23 protein-coding genes are annotated in these 16,744 nt (G+C 72.6%); 9 read left to right on the plus strand and 14 right to left on the minus strand.

Features of this window, described 5'->3' with window-relative positions; translation table 11 throughout:
- Positions 1-24 precede the first annotated feature (24 nt).
- On the plus strand, positions 25-618 hold the full coding sequence (locus ACIPN7_RS07490) for an HhH-GPD-type base excision DNA repair protein (protein ID WP_400539600.1): 594 nt from the start codon (positions 25-27) through the stop codon (positions 616-618).
- 45 nt (positions 619-663) lie between these two features.
- Here ACIPN7_RS07490 and ACIPN7_RS07495 read toward each other — a convergent pair whose 3' ends face one another.
- A complete protein-coding gene (locus tag ACIPN7_RS07495) occupies positions 664-1,740 on the minus strand; it encodes a pentapeptide repeat-containing protein (protein ID WP_400539603.1) in 1,077 nt (358 codons plus the stop codon).
- A 202-nt stretch (positions 1,741-1,942) separates the two neighbouring features.
- On the opposite strand from ACIPN7_RS07495, the gene ACIPN7_RS07500 reads away from it, so the two are divergent.
- Complete coding sequence (locus ACIPN7_RS07500; RefSeq protein ID WP_400539605.1) at positions 1,943-2,590, plus strand: TetR/AcrR family transcriptional regulator; 648 nt, start codon at positions 1,943-1,945, stop codon at positions 2,588-2,590.
- A 33-nt stretch (positions 2,591-2,623) separates the two neighbouring features.
- Positions 2,624-3,910, plus strand: coding sequence for a glycosyltransferase (locus tag ACIPN7_RS07505; RefSeq protein ID WP_400539608.1), 1,287 nt, complete (start codon positions 2,624-2,626; stop codon positions 3,908-3,910).
- A gap of 6 nt (positions 3,911-3,916) precedes the next feature.
- On the opposite strand, the gene ACIPN7_RS07510 is transcribed toward ACIPN7_RS07505, so the two are convergent.
- Genes ACIPN7_RS07510 through ACIPN7_RS07530 form a run of 5 tightly spaced genes read right to left on the minus strand, consistent with a single transcriptional unit; the run spans position 3,917 to position 7,081 of the window.
- Positions 3,917-4,339 (minus strand): type II toxin-antitoxin system VapC family toxin, encoded by a 423-nt coding sequence (locus ACIPN7_RS07510; RefSeq protein ID WP_400539610.1) that lies wholly within the window; start codon positions 4,337-4,339, stop codon positions 3,917-3,919.
- Entirely contained in the window at positions 4,336-4,566 is a 231-nt protein-coding gene (locus ACIPN7_RS07515) for a hypothetical protein (RefSeq protein WP_020016915.1), read from the minus strand. The genes ACIPN7_RS07510 and ACIPN7_RS07515 overlap by 4 nt, the downstream gene beginning before the upstream one ends.
- A gap of 47 nt (positions 4,567-4,613) precedes the next feature.
- A complete protein-coding gene (locus ACIPN7_RS07520) occupies positions 4,614-5,492 on the minus strand; it encodes a putative RNA methyltransferase (RefSeq protein ID WP_400539613.1) in 879 nt (292 codons plus the stop codon).
- A gap of 38 nt (positions 5,493-5,530) precedes the next feature.
- Positions 5,531-6,586: a diaminopropionate ammonia-lyase gene (locus ACIPN7_RS07525; protein WP_400539616.1), complete on the minus strand. Its 1,056-nt coding sequence runs from the start codon at positions 6,584-6,586 to the stop codon at positions 5,531-5,533.
- A gap of 39 nt (positions 6,587-6,625) precedes the next feature.
- Positions 6,626-7,081 carry a DUF1772 domain-containing protein gene (locus ACIPN7_RS07530; RefSeq protein WP_400539619.1) on the minus strand — a complete coding sequence of 152 codons (456 nt, stop codon included), beginning with the start codon at positions 7,079-7,081 and terminating at the stop codon, positions 6,626-6,628.
- A gap of 161 nt (positions 7,082-7,242) precedes the next feature.
- Here ACIPN7_RS07530 and ACIPN7_RS07535 point away from each other — a divergent pair, with 161 nt between their 5' ends.
- Entirely contained in the window at positions 7,243-7,710 is a 468-nt protein-coding gene (locus ACIPN7_RS07535; protein ID WP_400539622.1) for a hypothetical protein, read from the plus strand.
- A gap of 3 nt (positions 7,711-7,713) precedes the next feature.
- Here the strand turns inward: ACIPN7_RS07535 and ACIPN7_RS07540 are convergent, their stop codons facing one another.
- The gene (locus ACIPN7_RS07540) at positions 7,714-8,088 is read right to left on the minus strand and encodes a helix-turn-helix domain-containing protein (protein WP_400539625.1); all 375 of its coding nucleotides are present in this window, start codon (positions 8,086-8,088) and stop codon (positions 7,714-7,716) included.
- Between the two features lie 152 nt (positions 8,089-8,240).
- On the opposite strand from ACIPN7_RS07540, the gene ACIPN7_RS07545 reads away from it, so the two are divergent.
- The 3 genes from ACIPN7_RS07545 (at position 8,241) to ACIPN7_RS07555 (ending at position 10,708) form a co-directional block, all read left to right on the plus strand.
- Complete coding sequence (locus tag ACIPN7_RS07545) at positions 8,241-8,864, plus strand: DUF4126 domain-containing protein (RefSeq protein ID WP_400539627.1); 624 nt, start codon at positions 8,241-8,243, stop codon at positions 8,862-8,864.
- The gene (locus tag ACIPN7_RS07550) at positions 8,848-9,951 is read left to right on the plus strand and encodes a winged helix DNA-binding domain-containing protein (protein ID WP_400539630.1); all 1,104 of its coding nucleotides are present in this window, start codon (positions 8,848-8,850) and stop codon (positions 9,949-9,951) included. Before ACIPN7_RS07545 ends, ACIPN7_RS07550 begins: the two co-directional genes overlap by 17 nt.
- 73 nt (positions 9,952-10,024) lie before the next feature.
- The gene (locus tag ACIPN7_RS07555) at positions 10,025-10,708 is read left to right on the plus strand and encodes an SIMPL domain-containing protein (protein WP_400539633.1); all 684 of its coding nucleotides are present in this window, start codon (positions 10,025-10,027) and stop codon (positions 10,706-10,708) included.
- Here ACIPN7_RS07555 and ACIPN7_RS07560 read toward each other — a convergent pair.
- Genes ACIPN7_RS07560 through ACIPN7_RS07570 form a run of 3 tightly spaced genes read right to left on the minus strand, consistent with a single transcriptional unit; the run spans position 10,678 to position 12,552 of the window.
- Positions 10,678-11,751: a P1 family peptidase gene (locus ACIPN7_RS07560; RefSeq protein ID WP_400539636.1), complete on the minus strand. Its 1,074-nt coding sequence runs from the start codon at positions 11,749-11,751 to the stop codon at positions 10,678-10,680. The two genes, ACIPN7_RS07555 and ACIPN7_RS07560, sit on opposite strands and share 31 nt — an antisense overlap.
- 35 nt (positions 11,752-11,786) lie before the next feature.
- Entirely contained in the window at positions 11,787-12,107 is a 321-nt protein-coding gene (locus tag ACIPN7_RS07565; protein ID WP_400539639.1) for a helix-turn-helix domain-containing protein, read from the minus strand.
- A complete protein-coding gene (locus ACIPN7_RS07570) occupies positions 12,094-12,552 on the minus strand; it encodes a type II toxin-antitoxin system RelE/ParE family toxin (RefSeq protein WP_400539642.1) in 459 nt (152 codons plus the stop codon). The genes ACIPN7_RS07565 and ACIPN7_RS07570 overlap by 14 nt, the downstream gene beginning before the upstream one ends.
- 83 nt (positions 12,553-12,635) lie before the next feature.
- Here ACIPN7_RS07570 and ACIPN7_RS07575 point away from each other — a divergent pair, with 83 nt between their 5' ends.
- On the plus strand, positions 12,636-13,085 hold the full coding sequence (locus tag ACIPN7_RS07575) for a TIGR03668 family PPOX class F420-dependent oxidoreductase (protein WP_400539645.1): 450 nt from the start codon (positions 12,636-12,638) through the stop codon (positions 13,083-13,085).
- Between the two features lie 32 nt (positions 13,086-13,117).
- On the opposite strand, the gene ACIPN7_RS07580 is transcribed toward ACIPN7_RS07575, so the two are convergent.
- Positions 13,118-13,495 carry a VOC family protein gene (locus ACIPN7_RS07580; RefSeq protein WP_400539648.1) on the minus strand — a complete coding sequence of 126 codons (378 nt, stop codon included), beginning with the start codon at positions 13,493-13,495 and terminating at the stop codon, positions 13,118-13,120.
- A 107-nt stretch (positions 13,496-13,602) separates the two neighbouring features.
- Here ACIPN7_RS07580 and ACIPN7_RS07585 point away from each other — a divergent pair, with 107 nt between their 5' ends.
- On the plus strand, positions 13,603-14,325 hold the full coding sequence (locus tag ACIPN7_RS07585; RefSeq protein WP_400539651.1) for a TetR/AcrR family transcriptional regulator: 723 nt from the start codon (positions 13,603-13,605) through the stop codon (positions 14,323-14,325).
- A 12-nt stretch (positions 14,326-14,337) separates the two neighbouring features.
- On the opposite strand, the gene ACIPN7_RS07590 is transcribed toward ACIPN7_RS07585, so the two are convergent.
- The 3 genes from ACIPN7_RS07590 to ACIPN7_RS07600 form a co-directional block, all read right to left on the minus strand.
- Positions 14,338-14,928, minus strand: coding sequence for a 1-acyl-sn-glycerol-3-phosphate acyltransferase (locus ACIPN7_RS07590; RefSeq protein ID WP_400539654.1), 591 nt, complete (start codon positions 14,926-14,928; stop codon positions 14,338-14,340).
- 114 nt (positions 14,929-15,042) lie between these two features.
- Positions 15,043-16,302, minus strand: coding sequence for an NAD(P)/FAD-dependent oxidoreductase (locus ACIPN7_RS07595; protein ID WP_400539657.1), 1,260 nt, complete (start codon positions 16,300-16,302; stop codon positions 15,043-15,045).
- Positions 16,303-16,353: 51 nt separating this feature from the next.
- Positions 16,354-16,707 (minus strand): DUF1232 domain-containing protein, encoded by a 354-nt coding sequence (locus ACIPN7_RS07600; RefSeq protein WP_400539659.1) that lies wholly within the window; start codon positions 16,705-16,707, stop codon positions 16,354-16,356.
- Positions 16,708-16,744: the final 37 nt, after the last annotated feature.

The following is a 16,744-nucleotide window of genomic DNA, read 5'->3' on the forward strand; positions in this document are numbered from 1 at the left end:
GGCGCCATCAGGCACTATGGAGGCATGGCTACCGAGCTCTGGATCACCGGCGACCCCGACACCGACCGGCTGCTGAGCGACGACCCGTTCGCCCTGCTGGTCGGCATGCTGCTCGACCAGCAGTTCCCGATGGAGCACGCCTTCGCCGGCCCCGGCAAGATCCGCGACCGGATGGGCTCGTTCGACGTCCGCGCCATCGCCGAGGCCGACCCGGACGAGTTCGTGACGATGGCGACCACTCCCCCGGCGATCCACCGCTACGGGCGGTCGATGGCGGGCCGCGTGCTGGAGCTCGCCCACACCGTCGTGGACGAGTACGACGGCGACGCCGCGCGCATCTGGACCGCACCCGGCGCCGACGGCGACGCCCCGACCGGCGCCGAGGTGCTCAAGCGGCTCAACGCCCTGCCGGGCTACGGCGAGCGCAAGGCCAAGATCTTCCTCGCCCTGCTCGGCAAGCAGCGCGGCGTCCAGCCGGCGGGCTGGCGGGAAGCGGCGGGCGAGTTCGGCGAGGACGGGTCCCGCCGCTCCATCGCGGACGTGACCAGCGCGGAGACGCTGCAGGAGGTCCGCGCGTTCAAGAAGGCGCAGAAGGCGGCCGCCAAGTCCAAGGCCTGACCCGCTCACCGCGGCCCGGGTCACGCCCGGACCGCGGTGAACCCGTCACAGGCTCTCGGCCTGAGCGATGTCCTCGCGCGTCCAGTCGGGCAGCAGGTGGTCGTAGAACTCGGCGACCTCCTCGGCGGGCGTGTCCTCCGGCGACTTGCCGGAGAACCCGTCCTCGCACCCGGGAGCCGGCATCTTCCAGACGCCGCCCGCCACCAGCTGCGCGCCCACCTGCGGGAACCGGTCGAAGTCGCACCGCTGCCCGTAGTCGCCGCACTGGACGCGGCCACCGTCACCCAGGTCGACGTACGACGCCACCTGCTGCACGTCTCCGCCCCGGCGCGCCTGGGCAAATCCCGACGCGCAGTCGATCGACGTCCAGCCGCCGGCGGACTCCTCGCCGGCAGAACCGTTCTGCAGGCCCGTCATCGACACCCCGGCCAGGGCGAACGTCGCCCCCGCCTCCTGACCTGGCTCGACCTGGACACCGTCGAGGCTCGTGTCCTCGAACGACGAGGTGCCCGACGCCGACCGGAACACCGACCCGAACAGCACCGCCCCGTCAAAGCGCGAGCCCTCGAGCTTCCCGCCGATCTCCGCCGACGGTGCGAAGAGGTTGACGGCCGAGACGCCCTCCAACGAACCGTCCACCAGGAGGGCGCCCGTGAGGTTCGCGCCGTCCAGCTTCGCGCCGGTCAGGTCCGCCCCCGTGAAGTCCGCGCAGGTCTCCACCCGGTCCCTCGACCAGCCACCGGCGGCGTCGAAGTGGACCGGGCACCCGAGGTCCATCCCGGAGAGGTCGGCGCCCCGCAGGTTCATCCCGCGGAACGGCTTGACCCCTTCCGGCGCGTCGCGGATCGTCTCGCGGATGAAGGTCACGTTGGCGAGCACCTGGTCCCGCTCGGCACGCTCGGCCTCGACCGCCTGCGTCCGGCTCTCCCGCTCGTCGTCGATCCAGGCCTGGTAACCGGCCAGCAACACGCCGACCACCAGGCTGGAGACGACGCCGATCGTCACGTCGATCAGCCAGCGGCGGTCCGGCCGTTCCCGGGTCGGCGGGGTGTCGGACGGCGGCTCGGCCGGCCCGGGCGAGGGCTCGGGCCGCGGCGGAGCCTCCTCGAGAAGTGCGTTCATCGCGTGCGCTGTCTCCAGTCATTTCGAACAAAGCGGACACAGCATGCCCAAGGTCCCGGGGCAGCGCAAGGTAAGTCGGGCGGGCCGGGAACCGGCGGTATCCACGGGCAGGACGGCGCTTGACTCCGGCACGTTCCGGGAGCACGCTGTGACAGATATCGTTGCAGTGTCACAGCGGCGCGGGGTCGCAGCAGGAGGAAGCATGGTCGACAGCACCAGGCGCCGGGACGCGCTGCTCGACGCCGCCGTCGTCCTGCTGCTGAGCCGCGGCTACGACAAGCTGACCATGGTCGACGTCGCCGAGGCGGCCGACCTCAGCCGGACCATCGTCTACCGCCACTTCGCCTCGAAGCGGGAGCTGGTGGACGCGGTGGCGGCTCGCGCCCTGGCCGACTACGCCGTCCGCTGGCGCCGGGGGCTGCGTGACGAGCCCACGCCGGGAACGCCCGCGAGCATCTACCGGGCGGGTTTCCGCGTGGTGGCCCGCGACCCGCTGCTCACCGCGATCGCCACCCGGGACCGCGACGTCTTCGGCCGGTACCTGCGCGACCCCGCGGCGACCATGCCCGGCCCGGCGGGTCCGGGGTTCCTCGGCGACTTCCTCGCCCTGCAGCAGCAGGCCGGCGTGATCCGCGACGGCGTGGACCTCGCGTCCGTCGCCATCGTCCTGGAGGCCCTCACGGCCGCGATCATGACCGCCATCCAGCAGCACCAGGACCGGCCGGACAGCCCGTCACCCGAGGCGTTGATCGACACGGTCACCGAGATGATCGACCGGATGCTGACGCCGGACGAGCCGGACACCGCGGCCGCCATGGCGCTGCTCGACGGCCTGCTCGACCGGCGCTAGCTCGTCATCTTCCCTCTTCGACGAAGGACGAACATGCAGATCACGATCCTCACCGCCGGCTCGCGCGGCGACGTCGAGCCGTTGCTCGGCCTGGCCGTGGCGCTCCGCGACCAGGGCCACCACCCGACCGTCGTCGGCTCGCCGGACTTCGCGGAGCTGGCGGCGTCCTACGGCACCGAGTTCGAGCCGTTCGGGCCGGTCCTGCCCAAGTACGCGGACAACCCGGAGCTTGTCGACCTGGTCGAGTCGGGCAACATGCTGCGGTTCATGGCCTACGGCGCCAAGACCCGCAAGCAGATGCTGCCGCAGATCATCGACGACATCTGGCGCGCCACGAAGCACAGCGAGGCCATCCTCTACAAGGGCCCGACGACGCTGTACGGGTACAGCGTCGCGGAGAAGCTCGGCATCCCGTGCGCCGACCTGCAGTTCTTCCCGGTCACGCCCACCCGCGAGTTCCCGACGTTCTTTCTCGGCGACGGCCGCAGCCGCGGCGCGCTCCTGGACCGGGCGGGCTGGTGGGGCACCGACCAGCTGATCTGGCGCACCATGCAACGGCCCGGCGTGAACCGGCAGCGGCGCGAGGTGCTCGGCCTGCCCCCGCTGCGCACCAACGCGCGCCTGCTGCAGGACCGGCAGGACATGCCGCTGTACTACGCCTACAGCCCGCTCGTGCTGCCCCGCCCGGCCGACTGGCACCCCCGGATCCAGGTCACCGGCTACCTGCCCACGAGCGCCCCGGCGGGCTGGGAGCCGCCCGCGGAGCTCGCCCGGTTCCTCGCCGCGGGCGAGCCGCCGGTGTCGTTCGGCCTCGGCAGCGTGCCGACGGCGCAGCCCGGCCGGCTGGTCGACGCTTTCCTGGAGGCCCTCGACCGCACCGGGCGCCGCGGCATCCTCATCGGCGGCTGGGCCGACCTCGGCCGGGACCGCGAGCTCCCCGACCACGTGCTGCGTATCGAGTCCGCCCCGTACGACTGGCTGTTCCCGCGCCTCGCGGCGGCGATCCACCACGGTGGCGCCGGCACGACGGCGGCGGGCCTGCGCGCCGGCATCCCCACGATCCTGACGCCGGTGGCCGTGGACCAGTTCAGCTGGGGCCGGCGCGTGGCCGACCTCGGCGTCGGCCCGGAGCCCGTCCCCGTCAAGGTGCTCGACGCCGACCGCCTCACCGCCGCGCTGACCCAGGCCATCTCCGACGACGCAATGCGCGAGCGGGCCGCCCGGCTGGGCGAACGGCTGCGTCAGGAGGACGGCATCGGCCGGACGGCGGAGCTGTTCACGGACTACCTGCGCACGGCCCGGGCCCCGGCGGCCCGCTGACCCCGCCTACCTCTTGCCGACCCGCTCGACCTTGACCGGGGTGCCGGTCAGCAGGAGATCCAGGTCCCCGTCGTCAGCGGTGAGGACGACCACCGGGCCGCGCAGCGTCAGCGCGGTCGCCGCGACCACGGCATCGACGGTCATGTCACGAGCCTTGCGCCGTGACGAGGTCGCGCTCGCGCGCAGGCGTCCGGCGTCGTACCCGATCTCCGCGGTGACCTCCTCGACCCGGAGGGCTTTGGCCGCACGCCGGACTCTCGCGTCTCGGGCGGTTCCGTCGGTGACCTCCGCGAGCGTGACGGCCGAAGCGTGCAGGGTCGAGTCAGTGCGACGGGCGACAGTTGCCCAGGCCTGCATCTGCCGCCCGTCGTCGGCGAGGGCGGACAGCGCCTCGGAGTCCAGCAAGATCGAGTGGGGGCCGACGATCACCGGGCAAGCCTTGCCATGATCGCCGCGACCTCGTCCTCGTCGACGGCGCCGTGCTCAGCCTCCATGCCCTGCAGGACGTCGTCGAGGGCATCCCGTTCGAGCTGCCGTGCGACTGCGCCGGCGACATAGGCGGAGAACCCGCGTGACCCTGCCCGAGCGCGCACGCCCTCGGAGGTGGACACGGGCATGGAGACGGAATGCTTCTCGATACCGGCGGCAGCAGACATACGCCAATCCTACTTGGAGTAGGAATAGCGGGCCAGGGCCGGCGCCGTCACCGCCGCCGGTAGGCCGTGGCCAGGACCGAGACCGTGACCTCCGAAGGCAGGGTGTCCTCGTCGTTCAGGTCCGCCTCCGTGACGTGGCGCGCGCTCGGCGTCATGAGCACCAGGTCGACCGCCTCCTGCCGGGTCAGGGGCGTCGTGTACTCGACCTCCTCCGTGCGCGCGGCCTCGAAGTACGGGTCCAGCGCCTGGTGCAGGCGCTCCTCCTTGGCGGGGTCGACGGTCACCATCCCGGGGACCTGACGGCGCAGCTCGGCCAGGTGCCCGCCGAACGGCCGCACGACGACCAGCACCCCGCCCGGCCGCAGCACGCGGTGGAACTCGGCCGGGTTGCGCGGGGCGAACACGTCCAGCACCACGTCGACCTGCTCCGACGCGATCGGGAACGGCCGGAAGACGTCCCAGGTCGCGGCCGCGGCCCGGTCATGCGTCTTGGCCGCCGTCCGCAAGGCGTGCGCGGAGGTGTCCAGGCCCAGGCCGACGGCGCCGGGCAGCGCGTCCAGCACGCCCGCGAGGTAATAGCCGGTGCCGCAACCGACGTCGACGACGGTGGCGGGCGGTCCCGGCCGGCCGTCGTCGCCCCGGCCCGCGAGGTCCGTCTCGCCCGCCAGGTCCGCGACGGCGTCCCGCACGGGCGCGTACCGGCCCGCGGCCAGGAAGTCGCGGCGCGCCCGGGCCATCGGCCCGTCGTCGCCGCTGGTCGCCCGCGTGCCGGTCAGCAGGCTGACGTACCCGTGGCGGGCGACGTCGAAGCTGTGCCGGCGCGGGCAGCGCAGCGCGCCGGGCGCGGGTGCGAGCTCCGCGCCGCACGACGGGCAGCGCAGCAGCGGGAGGATCGGGTCGAGGGCGGCGGGGACGGCAACGGGCACGAGCGGACTCCTGGCAGCGGTGATCAGGACGGGCAGGGCTAGACGCGGTCCGCCGGGACCGGGTTCGCCGCCCGGCCCTCGGTCGAGAGGAGCAGCACGACGGCGTCCGGCCGCAGCCCGATCGCCTCCCGCCACCCCGGTTGCCCCAGCACGAGGCGGGCCGCGGCGAGGGTCGCGGCGCCGCACGGGCCCGCGTCGACGCCGGAGCGGGCCAGGTCGTCGACGGCGGCGGCCGCCTGGTCGTCGGAGACCGTGACCGCGCCGTCGAGCCCGTCGCGGAGCACGGGCCACGCGAGCGTGGAGACCGTGCCGCAGCAGAGCCCCGTCATGATCGTGTCCCCCACCGGAGCGGTGACCGGCCGGCCCGCACGCAGGGATGCGACCAGCCCGGCCGCACGGTCGGGCTCGACGGCGAGCAGTGTGCCGCCGTCGGCCCCCGCGGCCCGGTAGTGGCTCACCACGGCCTGGGCGAACGAGCCGACGCCGACCGGGACGACCACCAGGTCGGGCCGTGCGACGCCCAGGGCGGCGAGCTGCTCGTCGGTCTCGACGCACAGCGTCCCGTAGCCGTCGACGATCCACTGCGGGATGTCCGTGTACCCGGGCCACGAGGTGTCCTGCACCAGGACCGCCGCCGGGTCGGCGGCGGCGTCGGCCGCGGCACGGGCCACGACGTCGTCATAGTCGCCGTCGGACTCGACCGTTCGCGCGCCCTCGGCCGCGATCGCCTTCTTGGCGGCCTGCGTGATACCCGGCGGGTAGTAGATCGTCGCCGCGGCGCCGATCAGCGCGGCCACGTGAGCGACGGCGCGGCCGTGGTTCCCGTCGGTGGCGGCGTACAGCCGGACGTCGGTACCGCGGACGGCGTCGCGCACCGCGTCCAGCGAGATCGTCGCCAGGCCGAACCGCTCCCCCAGCGCGCGGGCGATCGCGTAGGACGCGCCCAGCACCTTGAAGGCCGGCAGGCCGAGCCGGCTCGACTCCTCCTTGACCAGCACCCGCCCGACCCCGAGCTCCGCGGCAAGCCGCGGCACGTCACGCAGCGGCGTGGGCGCGTATCCGGGCAGGGTGCGGTGGAAGTCGATGGCGGGCACCCGACGATTGTCCCCGACACCCCGCCCGGAGACCGCCCGTCAGAGCAGCCCGACCGCCGCGAGCGCCGTCGCCACGACGCCCGCGAGGGTGCGCACGTGGTTCCACGCGGTCCAGGGACGCCAGTAGGCGCGCCAGCCGGCGGCCTTGTCGTGTGCGGCCAGGAGCCGGTTGTTGAGCGGCACGTTCAGGGCCATCGTCACGCCGAAGGTGCCGACCAGGTAGACCGCCGCGGCCGCGAGGATCCAGACGCCGCCGTCGTGGCCGTCGACGAGGCCCCAGATGCCGGTGGCCGCCGGGACGAGGAGCGCACCGAAGAAGACGCTCATGAACGCGGGCATCGGCGCGGTCTCGTTGATGCCGTTCATCGCCGCCCCGGCGGCCTCGTCGGAGGCGCGGGCGATGCCGCTCATGACGAACGACGAGAACCCGAAGAACACCCCGGCCGACAGGCCGAGCAGCACCACCGATGCGACGGCGAAGATCGTCCAGATCATCCTGGCCTCCAGGTCAGCGCGGCGGTGCGGCGGTCGTCGACAACTCTTCCACGAACGGGCCCGGCAGTTCCAGAACTTCGCCGACAGGCGAACCGGGGCCCGCGGCACGCATCACAGCTCCCGGTGGCGGAGAGTGGACTACACATCTTGGTTGTCGACACATGTCGCCATCCAAGCGCAACAAGATCGATCGACCTGGGGAAGCCCGAACCGGCCCTCTCCCCAGCGACGCCCACGTCGTCGTGTTCTATCGGGCCCCGGACAATTCGCTCCCGGCCCGCGACTTCATCGACGAGTGCCCGACGACGATCCGCGCTCGCCTCCGTGCCGTCGTGATCGAGGTCGCTGCGGCTCCGCCGATCCGCTTTTCAGGCGGAGGCATGTGGGAAGCGATGCACGGCGAGATGCGAGGAATCTTCGAGGTACGCGTCGACGGCACCCCACGTCGCACCCACTACCGCCTTTACTGCGTACTCGACTACCAGGCCAAGGGATTCGACAAGCCCCTGCTCGCCGTGATCGACGGGCGACGGAAACCCTTCAGGACCACCCTCACCGAGCGCGACTACGCCGCCGTGAGAAAGCATGTCGCCGGCTACTGGTCGAAGAATCCGCGGTCCGTGGGTTGACGGTCACGCCACGTCCCGACCAGGTCCCGACGCCGGCCTGCGGATGCCGCGCAGCATCGGTTCCGTCACCACGCGACGCTCGTCCGCCGCCATCGGCTCGACGGACAGCTTGAGGCCCAGCGCCGCGGCGATCTCGACCACCGTGCCCAGCGTCGGGTTCGGGTTCGCCGCCGTCAGGAGACGACGCACCGCCGACCCCGTGATCCCGGTCGCGCGGGCCAGGTCGGCCTTTGTGAGCCCCTCGGCCTTGCGCGCAGCCTCAAAAGCATTGACCAGTGCGTCGAGCGCCGCGATCCGTGCGGACTCGGCCGCGAACTCACGGGCATACTCGGGATCACTGAGGTCGCGCTCGTGATCCTCCCAGAACGCGCTGCGCATCCCACTCTCCCGTCGGCGACACCTACCCATCAATGTGTAACTTCTGCGATACAGATTAGCAGGTGGGCGCGCACGACGCTCGGGTAACAGATCGGGCACACCGGACACGTTTCGCCCACGGAGTGTCGGTGTGCCGTGGAACACTTCGGGTCATGCTCGAAATTGCCACCGGTAGCGGACTCGCCTTGTCGGCGGGCCTCAACGCATGGATCCCGCTCATCTTCCTCGGCGCGCTCTCGCGCTTCACGGACCTCGTGGAGCTGCCGAGCACATGGGCGTGGCTGGAGAACGGCTGGGTGATGACGATCCTGGTCGTGCTCCTGGTGCTCGAGTTCGCCGCGGACAAGATCCCGGTGCTCGACTCGATCAACGACGTGGTGCAGACCGTCATCCGCCCCACCGCCGGCGGCATCGCGTTCGGCGCCGGCTCGATGTCGGAGACGGCGACGGTCACGGACCCGGGGGCGTTCGTGCAGTCGGGCCAGTGGATCCCGATCGTCGCGGGCGTGGTGCTCGCGCTCGGCACCCACGCGGCGAAGGCCGGCGGGCGCGTGGTCGCCAACACGGTCTCGGGCGGCACGGCGGCGCCCGTGGTCAGCGCGGCGGAGGACGCGACGAGCATCGGTGTCTCGTTCCTGGCCGTCCTGGCCCCTCTCGCGATCATCCCGGTGCTGATCCTGTTTGTGGTCGGGGTGATCATGCTGATCCGGAGCCTGACCAAGCACCGACGCGCCCGAGCGGCGGGACATGGCGGCGGGGATGCCTACTACGTCTGACGTCCAGGAGATCCAGCGAGCCCGGCTCACCTCGGTCGGCCTGGGCACGCTGGACCCCGCCCCTTCCGCCGACGACGGCGCGGTGGCCCGCGTCGTCGCCCGGCTCGGCGCCGTCCAGTCGCAGGAGCTGCACTCGTCCGCGTGGGGCGTGGCGCAGCGCCTCGCCGCGCCGGCCACGCTCGAACAGGTGCAGGCGGCGCTGGCCGACGGGTCGGTCCTGCGCACCCACATCCTCCGTCCCACCTGGCACTACGTGGTCCCCGAGGACCTGGCGCCGCTCATGACGGCCACCGCACCGCGGGTCCGTCAGGCGATGGCGTCGACGGAGCGGTCCTACGACTTCGACCACTCGCTGCTCCCCCGCCGGCACGCCGTCCTCGCCGACGCACTGGCGGATGGTCCGCGCACGCGCAAGGAGCTCGGCGTCGCGCTCGCCGAGCACGAGGACGCCCCGCTGGACGCCTGGCACCTGGGCCAGGTCATGATGCACGCGGAGCTGGACCTGATCGTGGCGAGCGGCCCGATGCGCGGCAAGCAGGCCACCTACCGGCTGCTCCCGGAGCAGCGGTCCTGGGACGAGGACGAGGCCCGCGTGCACCTGGCGCGCGCGTACGTGCGGGGGCACGGCCCCTGCCGCGCGGAGGACGTCGCCTGGTGGGGCACCCTGACCAAGACGGCGGCCCGTGCCGCGGTCGCCGACGCCGGGCTGACCCGCCACGAGATCGCCGGCCTGACCCTCTGGACCGACGGCGACCTGCCCGAGCCCGCCCCGGCGGGCACCGCGCGCCTGCTGTCCGTCTACGACGAGTTCTTCTGCCACGACTTCAAGAGCTGGCCTTCCCTGACCAGGGACGGCATGCCGAGCCGCTGGCTGTACACCGGGCTGGTGGCCGTGGACGGGCTGATCGCGGGCGGGTGGTCGCGGGTCCTCAAGGCCGAGACCGTGGAGATCACCGTCGAGCTCACGGACGACCCCTCGGCCACGGTGTGGTCGGCGCTGGAGACCGAGGCCAGTCGCTACGGGACGTTCTGCGGGCTCGAACCGACCCTGGTCCGCGGCACGGTGGGCAAGGGAACCATCGGCTGACGCGTCGCCGGCGAGCGCGCCGTCCGGCGCGGCGGGGTGGCGTGGTCCGCGGCATCGTGGGCAGACTCCGCACATGACTCGCATCGCCGTCGAAGGCCAGGCCAAGCGCACCCATCCCGCCGAGCGCGGGACCGTCAACCTGCACGTCGCGTTCTCGGGCACGCTCCGCAACGACGTCGTGGAGCAGGTGGCCCGCACCCACACGATCCTCGTGGACCAGGCCAAGGCGCACGTCGCGGCGGGCGCGGCGGAGAAGTGGGACTCCGCGTCGGTGCACTCGTACGTCTACGACGACCGGGTCAAGAACTCCGAGACGGGCGGCAAGCAGCGGATCCGGCGGTTCCGGGCCTCGGCCCGCCTGTCGGTCACGTTCCGCGACTTCGAGGTCCTGTCCACGTGGCTCGCCGACATCATGGACGTCGAGGGCGTCGAGATCGACTGGCTGAACTGGACCCTGACCGACGAGACCCGCAAGACGCTCCAGGCGGAGGCCCGCGTCGAGGCCGCCGGGGAGACCGTGGTGCGCGCCCAGTCGTACGCCGACGCCCTGGGCCTCGGCCCGGTGGCGCCCGTCGCGATCTACGAGGCGGGCCTGCGGGGCGGCAACGACGGCGGCGGCGCGCCGATGTACGCCATGCGGGCCGGCACGATGGCCGCCCCGGGCGGCGGCGCCCAGGTCGAGCTGCAGCCCCGGGACATCGACGTCGAGATCACGCTGTCCGCCGACTACGAGACGGGCCCCGTCGCCGAGGGCTGAGGCAGCACGGCGGCGGCGCGCAGCCGGTCGAGCACCAGGGCGTGGGGCACCGCGGTCGCCGTACCGCGGTGCCCCACGGTCGTGGTCGCCATGAACAGCGAGTTGAGCAGGGCCTCCTCGACGGCGTCCATCGTCGCGGCGAAGACCGGGTCGAGGTCGCCGTCGTCCACGCCGCCCGACGACGGCGCTCCCGGCGCGCTGAACGCCAGCGCGTAGTCGCCGCTGCCGCCCGCGAAGTCGGAGCCCACGCGCGCCATCGCGAACACGGCCCGGCGGGCGACGCGGCCGAGCTGACGCGCGTCGAGCGGGGCGTCGGTGGCGACCACGATCATGCAGGAGTTGCCCTCGGGCTGGAGCCCGGCGGTGGGGGCGGGCGGTCCGCCACCGTCGTCCGCCCCGATCGGGACGCCCCGCACCGTGAGCGTGCCCGAGAAGTTGGACTGCACCAGCACACCCACCGTCCAGCCGCCGACCACCCGCGACGACGTGCCGATCCCGCCCTTGAACCCGAGTGCCATGGTGCCCGTCCCGGCGCCGACGCAGCCCTCGCCGGGCAGGTCGGACGTCGCGCCGTCGAGGGCGGCGAGCACGTGCGCCTCGGTGACCGGCCGGGCGCGGATGTCGCTGAGCCGGCCGTCGTTGGTCTCGCCCACCACCGGGTTGAGCGTGCGCGTCTCCTCGTGGCCCGGGCCGGCCAGCACGTGCGTGACCAGGGCGTCCGCGGCACGGAACGCGCTCAGGGTGGCGGTCAGCAGGATCGGCGTCTCGACGGCGCCCAGCTCGGCGACCTGGGTGGCCCCGATCAGCTTGCCGAACCCGTTGCCGACGAACAGCCCGCACGGCAGGCTGCGCCGGCCCTCCTCCAGCGCGTCCGGCACGATCGCCGTGACCCCGGTGTGCAGGCGGGGCGGGTCCACGATCGTGGTGTGCCCCACCCGCACGCCGGGCACGTCCGTGATCGCGTTCAACGGCCCCGTGCTCAGCGGCCCGACCATGATCCCGAGGTCGCGCACCCGCCGGGGCTGTCGGCTGTGGTTCGTCATGGCCACAGCATCGCCGATCGGCCGGGTTCGGCGACTCAGCCCACCTTCAGCTGTTCGTCCCCGAAGTCGGCGACGAGGTGCAGCGTCCCACCGAGCGCGGCGATGTAGCGTCGCAGCACGTCCTGAGTCGACACGTCGCCCGCCTCGATCTGGGACACGCGCGCGACGGAGATGTTCATCTGCACCGCGACCTGGGCCTGCGTCATCCGCCGCTTCCGGCGCATCTCGGCCAGTCGCCAGCCCCGCGACTCATCGAGCAGTCTGCGGACGCCGTCGTCGAACGATTGCTCACCGCCTGCCGTCTCGACGGCCAGACCACGGTGCCGGGTCTCTCGCCAGTGCTTAGCACCGTCCATCAGCTACCTCACCCTCACGTTCGTCCAGGTACGTGGCGTAGATCCGCTCCGCCGCCGGAATCGCCTCCAGATGCCAGCGCCGCCACCGTCCGGACTTGTCGCCGGCAACGAGCAGGATCGCGGACCGCCACGGGTCGAAGCAGAAGAGCACTCGCACCTCGGTACGCCCTCGCGACGGAGGTCTCAGCTCCTTGAGGTTCGAGATCGTCGATCCCACGATGCTGTCCACAAGTGGCCGCCCCTCCATCGGACCGTTGTCTTCCAGGACCTGGATCGCCTCGTTCACCAGTTGATGCGACTCACGATCTGATGCGTACAGCTCATCGAGAAACTCCTCGACGCCGTCCGTGATCAGGATCTCCCATGCCAAGGCGAGTTCCCCTCTTAAGAATATCCTTGATTCTCGTTCGAGGGAAAGGCTGTCAGCCCCGGTGAGCGCTCGCACGCCGTGCCGGCATTCGTTGCGTATACGCAACAGCCCGGCAGGCACGGTCGGAACCGACTCCCGCGGCTCGGCAGAATGGCAGGGTGCACCTCGATGCCGAAACCTGCCGCTCCCGGTTCGCCGCGGCCCGGCACGCCTACCTCGCCACGGCCGGCGCCGACGGCGTGCCCCAGCTCGTGCCGGTCACGTTCGCCCTGTTCAGCGCGGCGCACGGCCCGGTGCCAGAAGCGCAGGCCCACGAGATCGTCGTCGCCGTCGACCACAAGCCCAAGACCACACGGGACCTCAAGCGGCTGCGCAACATCACGGAGAACCCGAACGTCGCCCTGCTCGTGGACCGGTACGACGACGACTGGACCCACCTCTGGTGGGTGCGGGCCGACGGCGTCGCCACGGTGGAGCACGACGGCGAGCCCCGCGCGGCGGCGCTGGACGCGCTCGCCGCGCGGTACCCGCAGTACCGCGAGCGCCGCCCGGACGGCCCGGTGATCCGGGTCCGGGTGACCCGCTGGTCGGGCTGGGCGCACGGCTGACCGCGCTCCCAGCCCGACAGGTCAAGGGCGGGTCAGACCCACTGGACGAGCTGCCACACGATCCCGTTGGGGTCGGCGAACTGGCAGTAGCGCTCGCCCCAGGGCTCGGTCTCGGGGGGCGTGACGACCTCCGCCCCGGCGGCGGAGATGCGGGCGAACTCGGTGTCGAGGTCGTCCACGACGAACGCGATCAGCAAACCCTGGCCCGCGGGGCCGGCGATCCGTTCGGGCTTGAACGTGCCGAGGCCGACCCGCAGGAACACGAGGTTGACGCCGGCCGACTCGTGCTGCAGCGACACGAACCCGTCGTCCGACATGGCCTCGGTGAACCCGAGGTGCTGCGTGGCGAACTCGGCCGACGCGGCGACGTCGGGCACGTTGAGGGACAGGGCGGTACCGGTGATCTTCAAGCTGACTCCTTGCATCTCATGACCTTGCATCCCATAACCTTGTACGGCGTACAACGTAAGATGGTTGCAGAATGTTCCCGGCCCGTCACCCCGATCCTGGAGACCCGATGCCCCGCGAGCTGATCGACCTGCTCTGGCGCGATCACCCGGCCGCACCGCGGGGCGGCGCGCGGGGCCCGCGGGCCGCCGTCACGACGGGCGCGGTGGTCGACGCCGCGGGCACGGTCGCGGACGCCGAGGGCCTCGCCGCCGTCACCGTCCGCCGGCTCGGCGACGTGCTGGGCGTCTCGCCCATGTCGGTCTACACGCACGTCAACAGCCGCGACGACCTGCTGGTGCTGATGGCCGACGCCGCGTTCGCGCGCATGCCGCGGCCCGCGTACGGGAGCGCCGGGTGGCGCACCAGGGTGCGGCGGGTCGCCGACACGAACCTCGCGCTCCTGGACGAGCACCCGTGGCTCCTGGAGATCGACGACGACCGCACGGCGTTCGGGCCCGGCACCATCGCCAAGTACGACCACGAGCTGCACGCGCTGGACCCGCTACCCCTGGACGACGTCGCCCGCGACGCCGCGCTCACGTTCGTGCTCGACTTCGTCCGCGCGGCCGCCCGGGCCCGGCGGCCGGACCCGCGGGCCGACGAGATGCCGGAGCTCTGGGGGCGGTGGGCCGGCCGGCTCGCCCAGTACCTCGGCGACGAGCACCAGCTCGCCCAGCGGGTCGGCGGCGCGGCGGGCGAGGCGATGAACGCCCCCTACAGCCCGGCCCACGCCTGGACCTACGGCCTGGACCGCATCCTGGACGCGCTCACCCCGACCGGCGATCGTTGAGTGCGGGGAGCGTCAGACCGGTTCCGGGTCTTCCGAGCGGAGGCGGGGTTCCGTGCGGTTGACCGGCTTGACGCCGGACTTGTCCTTGTAGAACGCGCGGATCACGTCCATGTCCGCGCTCACGTCGCCCGTCAGCTCGATGCTCGGGCCGAGGCCGGCGACCTTGGCGACGCCGTCGACGTAGCCGAGCGTGACCGGGAAGCCCGCCTTGAGCGCGATGCGGTAGAAGCCCGACTTCCAGTAGCCCGACCCGGCGCCGCGGGTGCCCTCCGGCGTCACGACCAGGTGGAACTCCTCGCCCCGGCCGACGGCGGCCAGGATCTCGTCGACGATGCTGGCCGGGTCCTTGCGGTCCACGGGGATGCCGCCCAGCGACCGCATGATGCCGGCCATCGGCCCCTTGAACCAGGAGTCCTTGATGAGGAACCGGATGTCGAGGTCCATGTCGAACGCGATGGCCAGCATGAGGAAGAAGTCCGTGTTGGACGTGTGCGGCGCCCCGATGAACACGGTGGGCCTGGTCGGGGCGGGTTCCGAACGCATCCGGTAGCCGGTGCCGGCCCAGATCAGTCGTGCAACGGCTCGGCGGATGGTGCGTGACATCGTCGTCCTCGAGTCAGGTGGGGCGGAGGGAACCTCAGGCGGCGCCGAGCTTCGGGGTCTGCAAGTCTGACAGACCGACCGAGTGGTCAACGATCGCCGTCCGCTGCCCGTTCCTCAGCGTCGCAGCAGCGGCCGCATGCTGTGCGCCGCGAGGCGCAGCAGGCCCCGGGACCCCGCCGACTGCTCGTCGAACAGCATGAGCGCCACGTGCGCCATGGCCTCGTCGGACGCCGCGACGGCGCGCGTCGCGATCCCCGCCCACGTCTTGGAGCGCATGAGCTGCTGCGCCAGGTAGCACTCCCGGTAGTGCCGCGCGAACCGACGGCGGTGCGCCCGCTCGAACCCTGCCAGGGCGCCGGGCAGTCCCGCCCCGTGCCAGGCGGTGCCGGAACGGTCCAGCTCGCCGAGGTGCTCCGCGAGCTGCACCCCCGCGGCCATCCCGTAGAAGATCCCTTCGCCGCTGAGCGGGTTGATCGTCGCGGCGGCGTCCCCGACCAGCACCGCGGCCCGCCCTGGGGCCGTCATCGGCGTGCGGGCGGCGGCGTGCGGGAGCTGGTGGGCGGCGACCCGCTCCAGCCCGGACACCGAGAAGCCCCGCCGCTCCAGGTCCTCGACGTACAGGTCGAAGAGGTCGCGCAGCTTGCGGCCGTGGCGCGCGGTCTGGCGCTTGAGGTGGTTCACGGGGAGGCCGACGCCGATGTTCGCGCCGTCGTCAGGCAGCGGGAAGACCCAGCCGTAGACCGGCAGGAGGGACTCCAGGAAGTCGAACCGGAGGGTGTCGCTCACGGGCTTGTCCGGGTGGGTGACCCGGCCGTAGGCGCGCATCGCGATGTGGGTGTGCCGCATCGCGGGGCGCTCGACGCCGATGGCGCGCCGCACCGTGGAGTAGGCCCCGTCCGCGCCGACGACGAGGTCGAACGTCGTGTCGTCGCCGGACAGGGTGACCTGCTCGCGCCCGCCGTCGGCCGCCGTCATCCCCTCGAACGCGACGCCCTCGCGCACCTCGGCGCCGGCGTCGCGCGCGGCGTTCAGCAGCAGGTCGTCCAGGGCGAGCCGCGGCGTGACGTAGCCGGCGAGGTCGCGGCCCTCCATGAGCGGGCCGCGCGCGAGCGCCTCGACGCCGCCCGGGCCGCTGATCGCCACCGACATCGGCATGTGGAACGGCTTCAGCAGCTCCGTCAGGCCGAGCCCGTCCAGCACCCGGCGCGCGCCCGGGCCCAGCCCGTCGCCGCAGGTCTTGTCGCGCGGGAACGTCGCCTTGTCAACCAGGGAGACGTGCGCGCCCGGGAGCTCGCGCCGCAGTGCGATCGCCGTGGCAGCGCCTGCGGGGCCGCCCCCGACGACGAGGACCCTGGGTGCGTTGTCGCCGGTCACGTCGTCGACCCTAGACCCGCCCGGGCCGACGGGCCAGGGCGGGCGAACCGGTCAGCGGTGCGGCTTGCGGTTGGGCGTCACGTCCTCGGCGGTCCCCGGCACGGTCTTGCCGTGCGGCGCCGTGCCGCCCTGCGTGGAACCACCCTGTGCGGGGCCACCCGGGGTCGCGTCCCTGGTGGTGCCCGGCACGGTGCGGTGCTGCCGGAACCGGCGGATGGCCTTGTAGAGGGTGACGCCCGCGATGACGATCGCTATCGCGTCGTCTCCGAGGCCGAGCGGGCCCAGCACGCCCTCGGACAGGAGGTCGATCGGGCTGGCCACGTACCCGGCGCCCGCGACGAACGTGAGGATCTCCTGCCAGGTGAACTTCCTGGGATCCTTGCCCCGCTTGTTTTCCTCGCGCATCCTCGGAACGTAACGGAGAACGGGGCGGCTCGCCAGG

This window comes from Promicromonospora sp. NPDC090134 (assembly GCF_044746965.1).
GTDB lineage: Bacteria > Actinomycetota > Actinomycetes > Actinomycetales > Cellulomonadaceae > Promicromonospora.